General features: G+C 66.2%; 13 protein-coding genes. 5 read left to right on the top strand and 8 right to left on the bottom strand.

Annotated elements, in window-relative coordinates; all coding sequences use genetic code 11:
- Positions 1-148: 148 nt before the first annotated feature.
- From ACYVDN_RS10515 to ACYVDN_RS10495, 5 genes are read right to left on the bottom strand one after another with little or no spacing between them, the layout of a single operon-like run.
- Complete coding sequence (locus ACYVDN_RS10515) at positions 149-1,159, bottom strand: glycosyltransferase family 2 protein (RefSeq protein WP_460571142.1); 1,011 nt, start codon at positions 1,157-1,159, stop codon at positions 149-151.
- Complete coding sequence (locus ACYVDN_RS10510) at positions 1,147-1,800, bottom strand: PIG-L deacetylase family protein (RefSeq protein ID WP_460571140.1); 654 nt, start codon at positions 1,798-1,800, stop codon at positions 1,147-1,149. The genes ACYVDN_RS10515 and ACYVDN_RS10510 overlap by 13 nt, the downstream gene beginning before the upstream one ends.
- The gene (locus tag ACYVDN_RS10505; protein ID WP_460571138.1) at positions 1,797-2,975 is read right to left on the bottom strand and encodes a polysaccharide pyruvyl transferase family protein; all 1,179 of its coding nucleotides are present in this window, start codon (positions 2,973-2,975) and stop codon (positions 1,797-1,799) included. The genes ACYVDN_RS10510 and ACYVDN_RS10505 overlap by 4 nt, the downstream gene beginning before the upstream one ends.
- On the bottom strand, positions 2,975-3,766 hold the full coding sequence (locus ACYVDN_RS10500) for a glycosyltransferase family protein (protein ID WP_460571136.1): 792 nt from the start codon (positions 3,764-3,766) through the stop codon (positions 2,975-2,977). The genes ACYVDN_RS10505 and ACYVDN_RS10500 overlap by 1 nt, the downstream gene beginning before the upstream one ends.
- Position 3,767: 1 nt before the next feature.
- The gene (locus ACYVDN_RS10495; RefSeq protein ID WP_460571134.1) at positions 3,768-5,117 is read right to left on the bottom strand and encodes a PLP-dependent aminotransferase family protein; all 1,350 of its coding nucleotides are present in this window, start codon (positions 5,115-5,117) and stop codon (positions 3,768-3,770) included.
- Here ACYVDN_RS10495 and rfbG point away from each other — a divergent pair.
- Together rfbG and ACYVDN_RS10485 are read left to right on the top strand one after the other, a co-directional pair.
- Positions 5,037-6,239 carry a CDP-glucose 4,6-dehydratase gene (gene rfbG / locus ACYVDN_RS10490; protein ID WP_460571132.1) on the top strand — a complete coding sequence of 401 codons (1,203 nt, stop codon included), beginning with the start codon at positions 5,037-5,039 and terminating at the stop codon, positions 6,237-6,239. The genes ACYVDN_RS10495 and rfbG overlap by 81 nt on opposite strands.
- Positions 6,236-6,796: a dTDP-4-dehydrorhamnose 3,5-epimerase family protein gene (locus ACYVDN_RS10485; protein WP_460571130.1), complete on the top strand. Its 561-nt coding sequence runs from the start codon at positions 6,236-6,238 to the stop codon at positions 6,794-6,796. Before rfbG ends, ACYVDN_RS10485 begins: the two co-directional genes overlap by 4 nt.
- Positions 6,797-6,840: 44 nt before the next feature.
- On the opposite strand, the gene ACYVDN_RS10480 is transcribed toward ACYVDN_RS10485, so the two are convergent.
- Positions 6,841-7,989, bottom strand: a complete 1,149-nt coding sequence (locus ACYVDN_RS10480; RefSeq protein ID WP_460571128.1) for a hypothetical protein — start codon at positions 7,987-7,989, stop codon at positions 6,841-6,843.
- Positions 7,990-8,040: 51 nt separating this feature from the next.
- Positions 8,041-9,231: a glycosyltransferase family 4 protein gene (locus tag ACYVDN_RS10475; protein WP_460571126.1), complete on the bottom strand. Its 1,191-nt coding sequence runs from the start codon at positions 9,229-9,231 to the stop codon at positions 8,041-8,043.
- A 69-nt stretch (positions 9,232-9,300) separates the two neighbouring features.
- Here ACYVDN_RS10475 and ACYVDN_RS10470 point away from each other — a divergent pair, with 69 nt between their 5' ends.
- The gene (locus tag ACYVDN_RS10470) at positions 9,301-10,467 is read left to right on the top strand and encodes a glycosyltransferase family 4 protein (protein WP_460571124.1); all 1,167 of its coding nucleotides are present in this window, start codon (positions 9,301-9,303) and stop codon (positions 10,465-10,467) included.
- Here the strand turns inward: ACYVDN_RS10470 and ACYVDN_RS10465 are convergent.
- Complete coding sequence (locus tag ACYVDN_RS10465; RefSeq protein WP_460571122.1) at positions 10,413-13,658, bottom strand: glycoside hydrolase 5 family protein; 3,246 nt, start codon at positions 13,656-13,658, stop codon at positions 10,413-10,415. The genes ACYVDN_RS10470 and ACYVDN_RS10465 overlap by 55 nt on opposite strands.
- A 254-nt stretch (positions 13,659-13,912) precedes the next feature.
- Between ACYVDN_RS10465 and ACYVDN_RS10460 the strand changes: the two genes are divergently transcribed.
- Together ACYVDN_RS10460 and ACYVDN_RS10455 are read left to right on the top strand one after the other, a co-directional pair.
- Positions 13,913-14,683, top strand: a complete 771-nt coding sequence (locus ACYVDN_RS10460) for a ferredoxin--NADP reductase (protein ID WP_460571120.1) — start codon at positions 13,913-13,915, stop codon at positions 14,681-14,683.
- A gap of 148 nt (positions 14,684-14,831) precedes the next feature.
- Positions 14,832-15,788, top strand: coding sequence for a CE1 family esterase (locus tag ACYVDN_RS10455; RefSeq protein ID WP_460571118.1), 957 nt, complete (start codon positions 14,832-14,834; stop codon positions 15,786-15,788).
- The last annotated feature ends 5 nt before the right edge of the window (positions 15,789-15,793 follow it).

Here is a 15,793-nt window from a genome sequence, read left to right as displayed (position 1 = left end):
AAGAATGAGCGGCGCTTATCATAACTCGCGCCTCGGCGCGAATTTCTGAGTTCGGATATCCCTTTCTGAAGGTTCATTCAGATTCAGTGAGTAATCGTCATCTTGTGCAGGATGCCTCATCGACGGTGCAGCGCGACCGGTGTCCTCTTCAGCTGTCGGTCGAAGAGCCCGGGGTGTTATCGCTCTCTGGACGGATCCCACCGTCGACATCTGGAGGGGTCGGCGCTGTGTCGTGCGAGGGCCGCTGAGCGCGTGCTTGCGCCTGCTGCTGCTCGCGCAGTCGTCCCGCACTCGGGCTGACTCCCACAGCATTCGCGACGTCGCGTGCCATGGCCCGCCAGCGCGGAAACACCCACGACGGTCCGAGCGTCGCCCAGGTCCTCAGCTTTTCCATGAACGGCAGGTCGCTGTGCGCGACGCCCCGATACAGCTCGATGTTCGTACGCGTCTCAGCGAACGATCTGTTGCCACGTTGCCCTGGGGCGAACCAGGTCGACGAGCTCGAGCCTTGTACAGAGACCTGCGCATCGTGTCGCCGCTGAAGGAATGTCTGCTCGGGAGCAGTCGCCATCTTGCCAGCGCACAGCAACTCGACGAGCAGCACCATGTCGTCGCCCAGCGTTGACCGGATGCCCCTGGTCTTGTGTAGTGCCGACATGCGGATGACGCCATACATCGGATGCGATGCCTGGGCCCGCAGGAGGTTCCGTACACGCTCGTGCGCCATCGGCCTGGCCAACCCCATGTCGGCGTCGTTGAGATCCTCGTAGATGACACCATCGGCATTGATGATCCGCGTGCGGGGACACGCGAACGCGACTTCGGGCCCGCCGGCGTCGAGCGCGGCGATCGTCGTGCGGGCAAAGCCCGGCAGCTTGATGTCGTCGGCTGCCATCCAACTGAACAGTTCGGTGTCGCACAGCGCCATGACGTTCTGATAGTTCCAGATACCGCCACGGTTCACGTCGTACCGGTGGTATTCGATGCGCTCGTCTTTCGCTGCAGCGGCACGGCACAGAGCTTCTGTCCCGTCGGTCGAGCCGTTGTCGGAGATGACGATGCGGATGTCTGCAAGATCCTGATCCTGCACCGAGGCGAGTGCCGCCGGAAGGAACCTCTCGCCGTTGTAGACCGGGATACCGAAGGTCAGGCGGGCCATGTCGGCTCCAGCGTGATCGAGAGCTTGGTCGCTGTAAAGGCCTCGGCATAGCGGCTCTGGGTCTCCGCGCCCCGCAGACGAAGGAGGCTCAGGAAGAACTCGTCATCCCACCAGTCCCTGCCGTGTTGCGACGGGAATGACGCATTCAGCAGCTCCACCTTGCGGCTTGCGATGGAAGGTGAAAGCGGAACGTACACGTTCGGCCGGCCGAGATCGCCATCCCACTTGGGGATCTCATAGTGGAGCACGAGCGGTCCACGCCACACCGTAGGGGCCAGCTGTCCTAGCAGTCTGTGGTCCTGATGCGCGTCATCCGGCCGAGGGACCAGGACGAGGTCGGGTCGCGGGCTCGACTCACGGAAGGCATGCAGGGCCGTCTTGACCTGCGCCCAGTGCTCAGGGAGACGCGCATCTGGAAGACCGGCGAACACAGGCGCCGTCTGGATGCCGAATCCTCGAGCGGCTTGCCGCGCTTCGGTCTCTCGCTCTGTAGTCCCGGTGAGCACGAGCGAGCGCAGCTCGACGTCTTTTCGCTCTCCGAGCAGCAGAAGCGTTCCACCGCACCCGATCTCGATATCGTCGGGGTGCGCGCCGATCGCCAGCACGTTCAGGCGACCGTCCGGAAGGGTGAGGCTGGTCATCCGGCCGAGTCCTTTCTCGCCGCCATCGCCCTGTGGACGGAGGGCCATTGCGCGTTCAGCCGGTCCTTGGCGTCATCCACGGCACTCAGGATGAGCGGCGACGTCGTCGCGAAGTCATCCGCCTCCTTGATCGCCAGTTCCGCTACCTCTGCTGGGTCGAAGCTCTCTGTGTCGCGATGCGTCTCCGGCAGATGGAATTGACGCAGCATCGAGGGGTGCTTCGCTCCATAGCCGATCGACACGGTCGGCGTACCGCTCAACAGGGCCATGATCAGCGTGTGATATCGAGTAGCGATGACGACGGGCGCCGACGAGAGCACCTTGGTGAGCTCCGAGGTCGTCTCAGCGCGATGGATGACGAGTCCGGCACCGTCGACGCGCTCGTCGACGAGACGGGCCATTTCGAGGTCACCGTCGTCCCCTCCCACGAGCTCGACGGTTCTGCCGCGACCGATCAGGTCTTCGATGAGGGCCACGCAGCGAACGACGAATGCCTCGTGTGCGTCGGCGGCGCTGAGCAGGCTGTCACGCCCCCAGTAGTCCATGACACCGACGATGATCTTGTCTGAGTCGCGGACGCTCGCCTGCTGCGGGTCGAGCGCGAATACCATGTCGGTCACCACGATGTCGTCGAGGGCACTCGTGCGCGCCATGGCCCGTGCGTTTGTGCGGGACGCTTCGTCCCGATACGAACGATAGGTTGCGGCGCGAACTGCATGGCGTGCGAAGACGCGTGCAAGTCGACGGGGCAGGTATTCGACGCCGATGTCGAGCAGTATGAACGGCTTGCGCCTGACCTGGCACGCGATCGCCAGTGACCAGACCTCGAACGGTGTTCCGAACGACCCAGCGCCATAGCGCTCGAGGCCGCCGCTGCCCGCGATCACGATGGCGTCGAGCCTGCCGGCGGCACGGATGGCTGCGGCGAGGTAGCCGAGCCTGTTGACCATCGTCGTGACCATGCGCCAGACGGAGTGCCCCGATGATGAGACGGCGTTGCCCAGTCTGAGGGCGGGGACGCCGTGCAGCCGAGACGCTGACTCCGGAGCCTCGGTCAACAGCACGGGCGAATAAGTTCGCCGATCCAGCTGTTCCAGGAAGGCCGACAACGCGGCCTCATTGCCGTAGTTTCCTCGTCCGTACACCCCCCAGATGCCGACGCGCACGAGTGACATCAACGAATACCGTGCGGGCTCGGCCGCCAGATCTCCCAGGGAGCGTGGCCGGACGCATGCAGTTCCTCGAGCTGCGCCCTTTCTTTGAGGGTGTCCATGCACGCCCAGAAGCCTTCGTAGCGGTTCGCGCTGAACCTGCCCTCGGCGGCAGCCTTGATGCATCCGTCCATCACGAGGTCCTGGCCCTCGTCGATGTAGTCGAAAATGCCCTGGCGCAGAACGAAGAATCCTCCGTTGATCCACATGTTCATGGAGGCGACCGGGACGATCCCCGTCATGCCGCCGTCCTGGTCGAGTCCGACCACGTGAAAGGAGTCTTGCGGCGGAACGGCGAGCAGGCTGCCCACGTGGTCGTTCGGCAGGGCATCGATCAGAGCGTTCATATCGGCGTCTGAGACGCCGTCACCATAGTTGGCGAGGAAGACCTCGTCGCCATCGAGATACGGCCGCACTCTGCGGAGACGCTCGCCGATCGCGGTCGTCAGCCCGGTGTCGACGAAGGTGATCTTCCAGTCGGAGATGTCGGATTCGAGCAGCTGGATGTCGCGGCCGGCGTCGCTGAGCACGAAGTCGTTCGAGGCCGTCTCTCGGTAGTTGAGGAAGTAGTCCTTGATGACGTTCGCCCCATAGCCGAGACAGAGGATGAACTCCGTGTGGCCGAAGTGCGCGTAGTAACGCATGATGTGCCAAAGGATCGGACGGTCACCGATCGGCGTCATGGGCTTGGGTGCCGACTGATTGTCTGCGCGGATGCGCATGCCCATCCCGCCGCAGAACAGTACGACCTTCATGTCAGACCCCCAGACGCCGCGGGGCGGCGAACTCTCGTACGGCGGGAGCGACCGGCCGGCCCTCGAGATAACCGTCGGTCGTCTTCGACTCGATCGCCCGAGCGTACACACGCGCGGCGGCCGCGAATGCATCGGTCGTCACGTCGATGTCATCGTCGCTGTGCGCAGCCGAGACGATCAGCGATTGGGCAAGCACGCCGTGGCGCAGCAGCTCCTGGATGAAGAGGGTGCGGAACGGCTGCGATGGCTTGCCCTCATGATCCTTGGTGCCGAACACGAGGGCCGACGGCCGACCGAGGATGGCGATGTTGTCGCTCAGTCCCGCCTCGGCGATGACGGAGACGAGTGCGTTCTTGAGCTTGAGGCCCTGAGACTCCATGAGTCCTATGACGTCTCGTTGCTCGTAATCGTCGGCTACCGCGAGATACGCCGCGAGACCTGTCGTCTCTCCTCCGTGGGTAGTGGACAGAAGGAAGACACGAGATGCGTCGGTATTCAGACCGCCGAGTTCCATCAGATCGCGCTTGCCCGCGAGGGCGGAGATGCTGAACCCGTTTCCCAGCGCCTTGCCCCACGTCGAGAGGTCAGGCGTCACGCCATAGACCGAGTGGGCACCCGCGGAAGACCAGCGCATCCCCGAGATCATCTCGTCGAAGACGAGCACGAAACCGTCCTTGTCCGCGAGGTCACGCACGCCCTCGAGGAATCCTGGAGCGGGCTCGGTCGTTCCGGTAGCCGGCTCCATGATCACAGCGGCGATCTCGCCGGGATGCTCCGCAAGGACGGCCTTCAACGAATCGAGGTCGTTGTATGCGAACGTGACGGTGAGATCGCGCACCGCCTGGGGGATGCCAGCCGCCATCGGGGTGGTGGCCATGAACCAGTCGTCCACCGAGAAGAACGGCTGCGTACGGCAGATCGCCACCAGGTCCCTGCCCGTCGCGGCGCGGGCGAGCTTGATGGCCGCCGTGGTCACGTCGGAGCCGTTCTTGGCGAACTTGACCATCTCGGCCGTAGGGACCATCTGGAGGAACCGCTCGGCGGCGCGAAGTTCCCAGACCGAAGGACGCGAGAACCCGACGCCCTCGTGAGCAGCCGCCGCGACTGCATCCGCGACCGGCCGGTAGCCATATCCGAGTGTCACTGCCTTGGCACCCAGCCCGTACTCGACAAGCCAGTTGCCGTCGAGGTCGAGCACTCGCGCGCCGTCACCGCGCACGATGATCGGCGTCATCGCCTCCGGATACTGGTCTGAGCCCCGCGCGTTGGTATGCGCGCCACCGGGCACCAGCTCGTGCAACCGCGCCTGCGCGGCCTTCGATTCCTCAAAACTGCGCACACGGTCCCCCACGGCTCGCTCCAATGGTGTCGATCGGCGCGCTCATGTCGGGAAGCGTCGATGTCCTACTGTTTGAGTATGGACACAGCGTACTGGCAAGGACGCTCGGTTTTCATCACGGGTCATACCGGATTCAAAGGTGCCTGGCTGTGCGTGCTGTTGAATCGATTGGGCGCCCGCGTCCACGGCTACGCCCTCGAGACACCTTCGACGTTCCTCTATTCACGCGCATCGGTCGGGTCCCTCCTTGAGACCGACGTGCGGGGGGACATCCGTGATGCGGACCGGGTCATGCAAGCCATCCGTGATTCCGGCGCCGAAATCGTCCTGCATCTTGCGGCTCAGTCGATCGTGCGAGAGTCATATGCCACCCCGCGTGAGACATTCGCGGTGAACGTCGACGGCACGCTCTCCGTGCTGCAAGCAGCGCGCGCCGTCGACGCCGTGGAGCGGGTCGTCGTGGTGACGACGGACAAGGTCTACCGCAACAACGAATGGCCATGGGGGTACCGCGAGGTCGACCATCTCGGTGGAGACGACCCTTACAGCGCCAGCAAAGCCGCGGCCGAGCTCGCAAGCCATTCGTTCGCCGTGTCGTTTCCACGCGCGGGATTCAGCGTGGCAACGGCTCGCGCCGGCAACGTGATCGGTGGGGGCGACGCAACTCCGGATGCTCTCATCCCAGAGTTGATCAACGGGTTCGCGGACGGGCGACCCGCACGGCTGCGGCGTCCGCACGCCACCCGGCCATGGCAGCACGTCCTCGAGCCGCTCAGCGGCTACCTCACTCTCGCTTCCAGGCTCGATGCCTCGAAGAACGACACGGCATGGAACTTCGGACCTGCCGCGGAAGATGGGCTCACGGTCGGAGGCCTTGCCACCGAGGCCGCGAGACTGTGGGGCGATGGGGCGACCTGGATCGACGAGGATGACGGGGGCCCGCACGAAGCCGGGCTGCTCATGGTCGACTCGTCGAAGTCGCGGTCCGCCCTCGGCTGGCGGCCGGCCCTGCGAGTTCCGGACGCCATCGGGCTCACGGTGCAGTGGGAGAAGCGCGTGCGGGCAGGGAAGTCCCCGCTCGACGTCACGCGCGACCAAGTCGAGTTCTACATCGAGCGAGGGGCAGGATCGTGATCGTCAGCAGGTCGACCATCGAAGGAGTCGTGCAGTTCCAGCCGACGCCGATTCACGATCACCGCGGATTCTTCACGCGCACGCTCGACGTCGCGGTCCTCGCGTCCGCGGGAATCGATCCCGCCTCGTTCAAGCAGGAGAACCAGTCGAGGTCTTATCTCGGCGGGGTTCGGGGATTGCATGGTCGGCTCGGAGAAGGCGAAGCGAAGCTGGCCAGGTGCGCGAGGGGAAGCGTTCTCGACGTCGTGCTCGACGCCCGCCCGGGTTCAGCGACGTTCGGGATGATCGAGACCTTCGTGCTCGACGACGTCGACCACCGTCAGGTCTATGTGCCTGCCGGATGTCTTCACGGCTATCAAGCCACCAGCGAGGTCGCCGACTTCTGCTATCGCTCCGATCGGTTCTACGAGCCGGGTGAGGTCGGAGTCAATCCCTACGACCCGGAGCTGGCCATCGAATGGCTGGAGCCTCGGGGCGAGCTGAGCGAGAAGGATGCGGCCAGCCCGACCTGGCGGGAGTTCGTTCGCGACACACTCGGGATCACCGAGGGTGCCTGAGGGGCCACCCGCAAGCGTCCTGGCTCCGCGGGTGGCCGTCTCGACTAGATCGGGTCGACCTCGTGCGGAGCCGGCTCCATGAGGACCCAGCGTCCACCGTTCGCCTCGATCTCGGGATAACTGCGTCGCACCTCGTCGAGCAGATCCGGCACGAACAGGAGCACGCGATCGGGTCGAAGGTCGATCAGCTCTTGCGGAGACACGATCGGGATCCTGTTCACCGGCATGGAAAGGCCGTGCTTGCCAGGCGCCCCATCAGCGATGACGAACATCTTCTCACTGGTGATGTCGGCAGCGCAGAGGAGTGAAGCTGTCCTGGATGCCGCACCATAGCCTGCGACACGGAGGCCCTTTGCGGCGGCGTCCGTCAGATATCCGTCGATGGCGGCCACGCTCTGGGTCACGGCGGTGTCGAGGCTGGCGACGTATGCGGGATCGGTGATTCCCTCGGCCAGCTCACGATCGATCATCGCTGTCACTGTCTCGCCCTGGTCGTCGCCCCACTTGCTGCCCTTTCGGGCGAACGCGATGAGAACAGTCCCGCTGTACAGGGGGTATTCCCAAGCGTTCAGCGCAACGAGGCCGAGCTCTTCTGCCATGCCGACAAGCACCGGCGTCGAATAGAGGGCGTAGTGGCCGAGCTTGAGCGAGTTCCACATGCCGTGTCGCACGACGGCCGCCACATTGTGGTACTGCAGCAGGAGAACGCCGTCCGGACCGAGGTGGGAGACCCGCTCGACCAGCGCGCTCTTCTGATCGCGATCGTGCATGATGCCGAAGTTGTCGATGACGACATCGACCTGATCGGTCTTGACCGATTTCAGTCCGCGCTCGGCGAGCTGCGCCGTCCAGGAGCCGCCGTGGGGGCTCGGATACTCGAAGACGCGCTCGCCCGCGACGAGGTAGCCGGCCTCTGCAGCCTGAGCGACCGCCGCTTCCGCCTGTTCGACGACGGCCTTGGGCTCGATGCCCAACACTTCCTCCGGCGTCGTCGGGTCATCCTCGAGCTGGATCAGACCGCTTGTCGTGCTGAACACCATGCGCAGGGGATATCGCGGGTCGGGTCCCGGGGCGTCCGGACGGGGAAAGAGATCGGAGGCGGGCTGGAGCCCGAGATCGAGCACGACGTAACCGCCGGGTTCGCCGCTCCAACGATCGCGCCACGAGGGAATCGGTGCTGACAATTCGGGCATTGCAGTCTCCAAGAGTCGAGGGATGCACGTGTCGATGAACGCGCAATCAGACTAGACGCTGCGGGTGACGCCGTCTCGCCACCCTCGCAACACGGTGCGAGCCGTCTGGGCGATGGTGAAACGTCGATGGGCGTCATCGCGCGCTGCCTGAGCGCGGCTTGACGCGGAGACAGGATCGTCGAGTACCGACTCCATGGCCTGTGCAAGTGCCATCGAGTCGCCCGGCAGCACCAGCACTCCCGTCGCCGTCGTCCACCACAGGGCGTCCGATGCGCCGCCGTTCTCGTCGAGGATCTCCGGCACCCCGCCGGCCGCGGTGGCGACGACCGGCACGCCTGCCGCCATCGCCTCGACGATCACCTGGCCGAACGGCTCGGGCGTGGGCGACGCGTGCACGAGCAGGGTCAGCTCGCGAAGGCGGGCGGGGGCATCCGACACCCAGCCCGTGAACTCGACGCGGTCGGCGACGCCGAGTCGCTCGGCAAGGTCACGCAGTTCGGCCTCGTAACCGTCCTCGCCGAAGAGGGCGCCGCCGATGACGGTGAACCGAACGTCCTCGCGGGCGGCCGCCACGATCGCTGCAGCCTCGAGGAACTCGCGCTGTCCTTTCGTGGGGCTGATGCGGCCGAGGATGCCCACCACGACGTCTCCCGACGCCGGTTCGGCACGCGTGAACGCCTCCGGCGGGAGACCGGGATAGGCGACGACCGCCTTGCGTCTGGCGCTGGCGGGAAGAGTCTCAAGCGTCGCGCGCGAGTTGACGACGATGGCGCGCGGTCCCAGTACGGCGATCAGTCGAGTGGCTGCGACCAGGGGTGCAGGCAGGTAGTCGGTCGCGAGGCGGTCATGCAGCTGCCACACCCACCGCCGTCCGGCGAGCGGGGCCGCGAGAAAGGCGAAGACCGCGGATTTGAGCGAGTTCGCAACGACCACGTCGGCGTGGGAACCACGGATTGCTCTGGCCAGCCGCGGAACGTACTTCGCTGCGCTCAGCGCGGATCTGGCGGCGCCAGCGATGATCCGATCGCGAGAGGCGGTCGCGATGCCCTCGTCGAGGGGCAGTACGGCGGTCTGCACTCCTGCCGACACGAGCCGCGCCCTCAACGGTCCGTCTGAGAAGAGGAGCACGCGCAGCTCGAGGTCGTCGTCATTGCGAAGCACCTCGGCGACACGAAGCAACGCCAGTTCTGCCCCGCCTTCCTGAGCGGTGTGGTCGAGCTCGAGCACGCTCAGTCGGCGCATCGTTCCCCCTTCGCTCGCGACACGTCAACCTTAGGGCGGGCAGTAGCGTTGGAGTGTGGCGGTGGCATCGTGAGGATCGCGCTGGCGACGAGTTCGTACGACCCTTATGTCGGCGGCGTCGAGGAGCATGTGCGCAACGTCGCGCGCATCTTGCGCGGCCGCGGGCACGCGGTCGTCGTATGGACGATCGACCGCGAAGGGCGATACAGCGTGCGCGAGGTCGACGGCATCGAGGTGCGTGATCTGCCAGCGCCCCTGCCCGCACGCTCGGCCAGGGCCATGCTCGGCTTCGCCTGGCGGATGCCCTTCGCTGCCGCTCGCTGGCGTGCGGCGTTCCGCTCGCATCGGCCCGACATCATCCACGTGCACTGCTTCGGCCCTAACGGCACGTACGCCAGACGACTCGCGAAGCGCACAGGCACTCCGATGATCATCACGGCGCACGGCGAGACCCTCGCCGATGACGAAGGCGTGTTCTCGCACTCACGGTTCGCAACCGACAGCCTGCGCAAGGGGCTGGCCTCCGCCGCGGCCGTCACCGGATGCTCGAAGGTCGCGCTCGACGACCTGGTGGCTCGGTTCGGGCTGGCCGACGGTCGAGGAATCGTCGTCTTCAACGGGATCGACCCCGACGAGACGGTCGGCCCTCCGCCGGAGGGCGCCGACGGTCGCTATATCGCCGCCGTCGGCCGGGTCCAGCGGCTCAAGGGCTTCGACCTGCTGGTGGAGGCGTTCGCGCGCGCTGAGCTGTCGGATGACGTGCGCTTGGTGATCGGCGGGGGAGGACCCGAGCTCGGAGCGCTGCGCGAGCAGGCCGACCGGCTGGGGGTGGGAGAGCGGGTCATCCTGCCCGGCTGGCTCGATCGGCCAACCGTGGGCGGATTGCGCCGTGGTGCGATAGTCGGGGTGGTGCCGAGCCGCACCGAGCCGTTCGGGATCGCCGCCCTCGAGGTGTGGCGCGCCGCCTCTGCGCTGATCGCGACGACGCGCGGCGGGCCACCGGAGTTCGTCACCGACGGCGTCGACGGCCTGCTCGTCGATCCAGAGAACATCGACGCCTTGGCGACGGCGCTTCGCGACCTCGTCGAGAACCCCGGGCGGGCGACGGCGATCGGTGTGGCGGGCGCTGTGCGGGTTCGCGAGTTCACCTGGGATCGCACCGTCGACGCGTACGAGTCCCTCTACCTTGACCTCGCCGGCGCCCAGGCCGACACCGCCGACACCGACATCACGTAGTCGCTCTCGGTCTTGAGCCCCATGAAGGGCGGTGGAAGGCCCCCGACGAAGCCCGTGTAGTTCATGTCGAGAACCTTGACGCCGCGGATGGTCGTCCATTCGGCGCTCACCCTGACCGCCTTCGCGGCGACAGGAGCGAAGTGGAACACCACTGTTCGAACCCAGAACTGATCAGTCGGGCTGGCGACGACGTGCCACGATCCGTCTGCCTTCTGCACCGACACCGTGTACGTACGCAATCCCGCCTCGCAGCACGCGATGTTCCCGGTCGCCACAGCCACGCGATCGATCGTCGTCGTAGCACTCAGGGGGATCGTCACGGTGGGCTCGGCATCGACCTTGCCGCCAACGGAGCCGGAGCGCCACGGACGGTACGGGTCGGCAGTGCCCGAGGTGATCACCTGTGGATTCGAGCCGGTGTGCGTGGACGATGCTGTGACGGTCTGCTCCTTCAGCAGGTCGTCCCCGTATGGCTCCGGCGCTCCGAGCTTGATCGCACTGCCCTTGGGCGCCTGGAAGAACTGCGGCGTTGCCGTCAGCGTCACTGAGGCTGCCCCGCCCGAGAGGTGGATGTCGCTCGTCCCACCGTATTCGTCCGTAGCGCGCACCGACGAGGCGTCGGTGGTCAGCTTCGCCGTCATCCGTGCCTCATCGGTCCACGCCACAAGCATCGTGTCGTCGCCGGGCACTCTCATGACGTGAGTGAACGGGATGCCGGCACTCACGGATACAGGTTTGCCGCGCCCCTTCAGCAGCCGGGAAACCGTGGCATAAGCGAGGCCGCCCGGTTTGACGTAGGACCGATTCTGAATGAGTGACCAGCTCGAGTCGTTCTCTCCCCAGCCGCCTTCGCTGAAGAAGTACGTCCAGCCGGCGATGCCGTCCTGCTGGTACCACAGCAGTTTGCGGGCGACGTTCGAGCCCTGATCCCAGTACGCCACCGCGCTGTCGGAAGTCCAGCCCGACTCGGTGTCCCAGAGCGGGAGCCGGGCACACGAGGGCCCGAGCGCCTTCGTCAGCGCCTCGAACCCCGCTCCATTCTTTTCGAAGCCCTCTTCTTCCCAGGACCTGTTCCACCCGGTGTACGGGTGCACGCCGATCGCATCGACGTGGGAGCAGACGCCGTCGGCAGCGGCCCTCTTCCACCAGTCCGTCTCGAAACCGAGGGTGTTGCCGGCGATCACGTACGACGTCGAGCGGGCGGCATGGGCGGCGTCGGCAAACGGTATCTCCACGTTCTTCCAGTACGCGTCCGCAGAGTCCATGAAGTTGTTCGGCTCGTTGTACGCCTCCCACGAGGTGATCGCCGGGGCCTGGCGTGCGAACTCCGCGATGATGAGCTTCACCCAACCTGCCCAGGTGCCGGCGGCGATGGCCGCCGTCTCGGCGTCCCCGCCGCTCGCCACCTGCACGATCAGGCGCACCCCGTGGCTCGCTGCATACGCGCCCGCCTCGCGGAGGTTCTGGAAGGGATCATTGTCGGGATCGTCCGAGAGACCCGCACCCGGCAATGAGTCCCAGCGGAGGGACGTCGCGTTCGGGGCCGACTTCGGATCGGGCACGATGCCTCCGAAGTCCAGTTGCACGCGGTCGCTGCCGATGCCGAGGATGTCGGCGAGCTGCACGCCGCGCAGCGGACCCGGTCCACCCCAATCGGCACCGGCGGCGAGGTCACCGAGCCCGAGCTCCGCCCCCGGCGCCCCCACCGAGTAGTGCAGGCACGAACCCGACAACACGGCGCCGGACGACGTGTCGACCACGGCGAGGCTGACCTCGTATGGTCCCGGCCTGGTCGGCGGAAGCCGTAGAGCGGTCTCGCCGCCTCCCCATGGGATCGCGACGCTCTTCTCTGCCGACGACACGGGATTCGCCAGGGTCGGATCCCCTGTCACGGTGTAGCGCACCTCGATCGCTGGTCTTGCGGCGCCAGGGGCCTCACCCCAGCCCTTCTCGGTGCGGAGGTAGACGGCCGGCTTCTGACCGTCCTCGAAGTGGTTGAAGGGCACGCGAGTCACGGCACCGATCCCCAAGCCGAGCTGAGCGAGATCGGGCTCGACATCGGCAGTGAGGAGCATCGGCGACGCAAGGCGGGCCTTCATCTGCTCGGCAGTGAGGGTTGCCACCTTCTCGACCGCGTTGTCACCTGTGGTCACGAACGTCCAGTACCGGCCGTCGGCCTCGACCATCGACGCGGGCTCCGCAGGCGAGAAGCCGTCCTGCCCCGCGAGCCATACGCCCTTGCGTACACCGATGTCGTCGACCCACTGCACCCCGTACGGGGTGCTGAGCAGAAAACCGTCACCACCCGGGCCGCGCACGACGGAGTTCAGCCGGTAGGGCGATGGCGTGACTGGTACAGCGTGATCATCGGAATCCTCCCCGTTGTCCGCGGGATACACGGCGTGCAGCTGCGTGGCGCGTGAGGCGAGATCCACGACATCCAGGGTCGTGGTCGGCGTCGATCCGCCCGAGGTGGAGTAGCCGGCGATCACGCCGGCGTCGAGGCTGCCGGTGATCACATCGGGAGCGCCCTTCAGCAGGCCGAGATCTTCGCCGGTCGGACGCATGACGTGCACCGTGTGCTCGCCCTCGCCGATGAGAAGCGCGGCAGAGCCTTCGTACTGCGGCACCCACACGAGGTACTCCAGATCGAGCGGATTTCCGGTGGTCTCACTGCTCTTCGGCACCTCGAAGGAGCCCAGTCGCGACCCATCGGCCGCGAGGTGCACGATCCGGCGCGTCGAGCCGTGGTAGGAGTCCACGACGAAGAGCGAGCCGTCGTCGGCCAAAGCCCAGCGGCCCTCGTGCTTGATCGGGACATCGGTCGTCCCCTCGCTCTTTCCTTCGAGCGAGAATCGTAGGAATTGAGAGGATCCGTTGTCGAGGTCGCGATCGACGACGACACTTCCGCCGTTCACGGCCAGGCCACCGAGCGTGCCCTTGCCCCCGATCTTCCACGCGGGGAGCGCCGGCGGGCTCTTGTCGGCAGGCCGATCGGCGGTCAGCTTGCTCACGAGGTCACCGTCGAACCCGCAGACCGGCGTTGTGGCCGAAGACGGGACGATCAGCGGGTCGGAGGGGGATGACGCGGCATCGTCCGAGGTTCGGCCGATCACCACCAACGACACGGCGACGACGACCGCCACCGTGGTCCCGGCGGCCAACAGGCCCCACCAGTGTCGCGCAGGCATCGGGTTCCCTCGCGGTCGCCGCTACGAGGGGAGGATCCCCTCTCGCCGTGGGAGGCGACGGCACATCATCAAGTATGCGCGCACCCGATCGGCGTCGGGCCGCCCGAACTGGGGGACGACGCCGAGCGATCGCCCTGTTAGCCTGAGATGTCCGCAGTCGCGGGCGCTCCGGAGTGGCGTGCCGAAGGCGCGAACATTGCCCGAGGGCAACGGTCGTCGCGGAAGGCGCGCGGTCGTTGCGGCAGGGGTATCGGATGTCAGGGGACTCGGTCACCGACACGATGGTCGCTCCGGCTCTGTGGCTGGAAGCGACGCTCGTCGACGTTCTCGCGATGGAGGCGGGGATGCGAGAGATCGTGCTCGACGTCGGCGACTGGCCCGGGCACCTCGCCGGTCAGCACGTGGACGTGCGCCTGCCAGGAGGAGGTCGGTGGGATCGGCCGCACAGCTACTCCATCGCGAATGCGCATAGATCAGCCATGGATTCGCCGACACGGGTGCACCTCGTGGTGTCGGCGGAACTGGTTTCCGGCCTCGGACCCGGCATGTCGCTGCAGATCCACGGGCCCAAGGGCGAGCGGATGGCGTGGACCCCCGAACAGACGGGCGACCGTCCGCTCCTCCTGATCGCCGGCGGAACCGGAATCATCCCTTTGATCGCGATCGCCAACACCTGGGCGACCCAGCCTGGCGGGGCTCCGCTACACGTGATCTGCTCCGTGCGGTCGCCCCGACAGCGGCTCCGGGTCGACAACATGGCCTTGCTCGCGGAGGAAGACGGCGCAAAGGTGACCTGGGTGGTCACCGGAAGCGGGTCGCCGGCCCGGGCATCGGGAAGCAGCGGTCGAATCACCGCCCGCGACCTGGAATTCTTCGGACTGCCGCCCGCAGACGAACCGGAGTGCTTCGTCTGCGGCTCGCCCTCGTTCGTTGAGTCGGTCGCCGGACTTCTCGCGGAAGCCGGTCACCCTGCCGCTCGTATCCGCACCGAGTGGGAGATCCCCCTGATGGGCGCGGTCGCATAAACCTCACGAAATGGGTCGCGTCCGTCTCCCCGTTCATTCCGGACCGGGCCAGGTGCTTCTCAAGCAAGCAACAGGATCGCCACAGCAGCAAAGGTGATACTGACGATGACGGTCATCGTCATTGGTCCTTTCAGGTGGGGATGGTCGCATGCGTCGTGGTCGAGTGATCGTGCTCATCTCCTCGCTCCTGGCTCTTGCTCTCTGCGGAACGGTCGTCTGGCTCGCCTCGGGCGTCTTCGGTGCGCCTACGGCGCACAAGAGTGCAACGTCCACCCCGATCACCGCCGCCCCCTCCTCCTCCGCCACCCCTTCACCGACCGCGGAAGGGCTCGCACCTGGTAACCATCCCGTGACGATCGAGGTGCAGGGGCACGAGCGCACGTTGACCCTCCATGTCCCGCCAGCAGCGGCGACGCACCACCCGCTTCCTCTCGTGCTGGCATTCCACGGAGCATACGAGACCGCATCGGACTCGGAGAAGGAGACGGATCTCACCTCAACAGCCGACTCGCGTGGCTTCCTCGTCGCGTACATGCAGGGCTACCAGGACACCTGGAACGACCTCAACGGGCACACCGCTGCCCAGACCGCGGGCATCGACGATGTGGCGTACACCACGGCGGCGTTGAAGGCCGTCGAGCAGCAGACCTCGGTCGACTCCGCTCACGTTATCGCCGCTGGCTTCTCCAACGGCGCGCTCTTCACAGATCTACTCGGCTGTGCGTCGGCCGCGCCGTTCACCACCCTCATCATCGCGGAGGGACAGTTCTCGTCGACGGTGTCCGCATCGTGTCACCCGAGCAAGCCGATATCCGTGATCCAGATCAACGGCACCGCCGATCCCACGATTCCGTATGGCGGTGGGTCCGTGACATTGTCAGGCAGCACCGTCGACATCCTTTCCGCTCGCGATGCAATCGCCACGTGGGCCCACCTCGACGGATGCTCCGGCGACCCCCAGCAGACCTCTCAGGGATCGACGGTGCACGTGGAGACCTACCAGACGTGCCGGAATGGGGTGACGGTACAGCTGCGTACGGTCGACGGTGGGGTGCACAGCTGGCCGTCGGACATCGGCGCGCTTGTTGCGAGTGCGCTGGGATGACCGGC

This window comes from Humibacter soli (assembly GCF_054779035.1).
The sequence above is the reverse complement of the archived record's forward strand: the minus strand, read 5'-3'. Positions and strand labels throughout refer to the sequence as shown.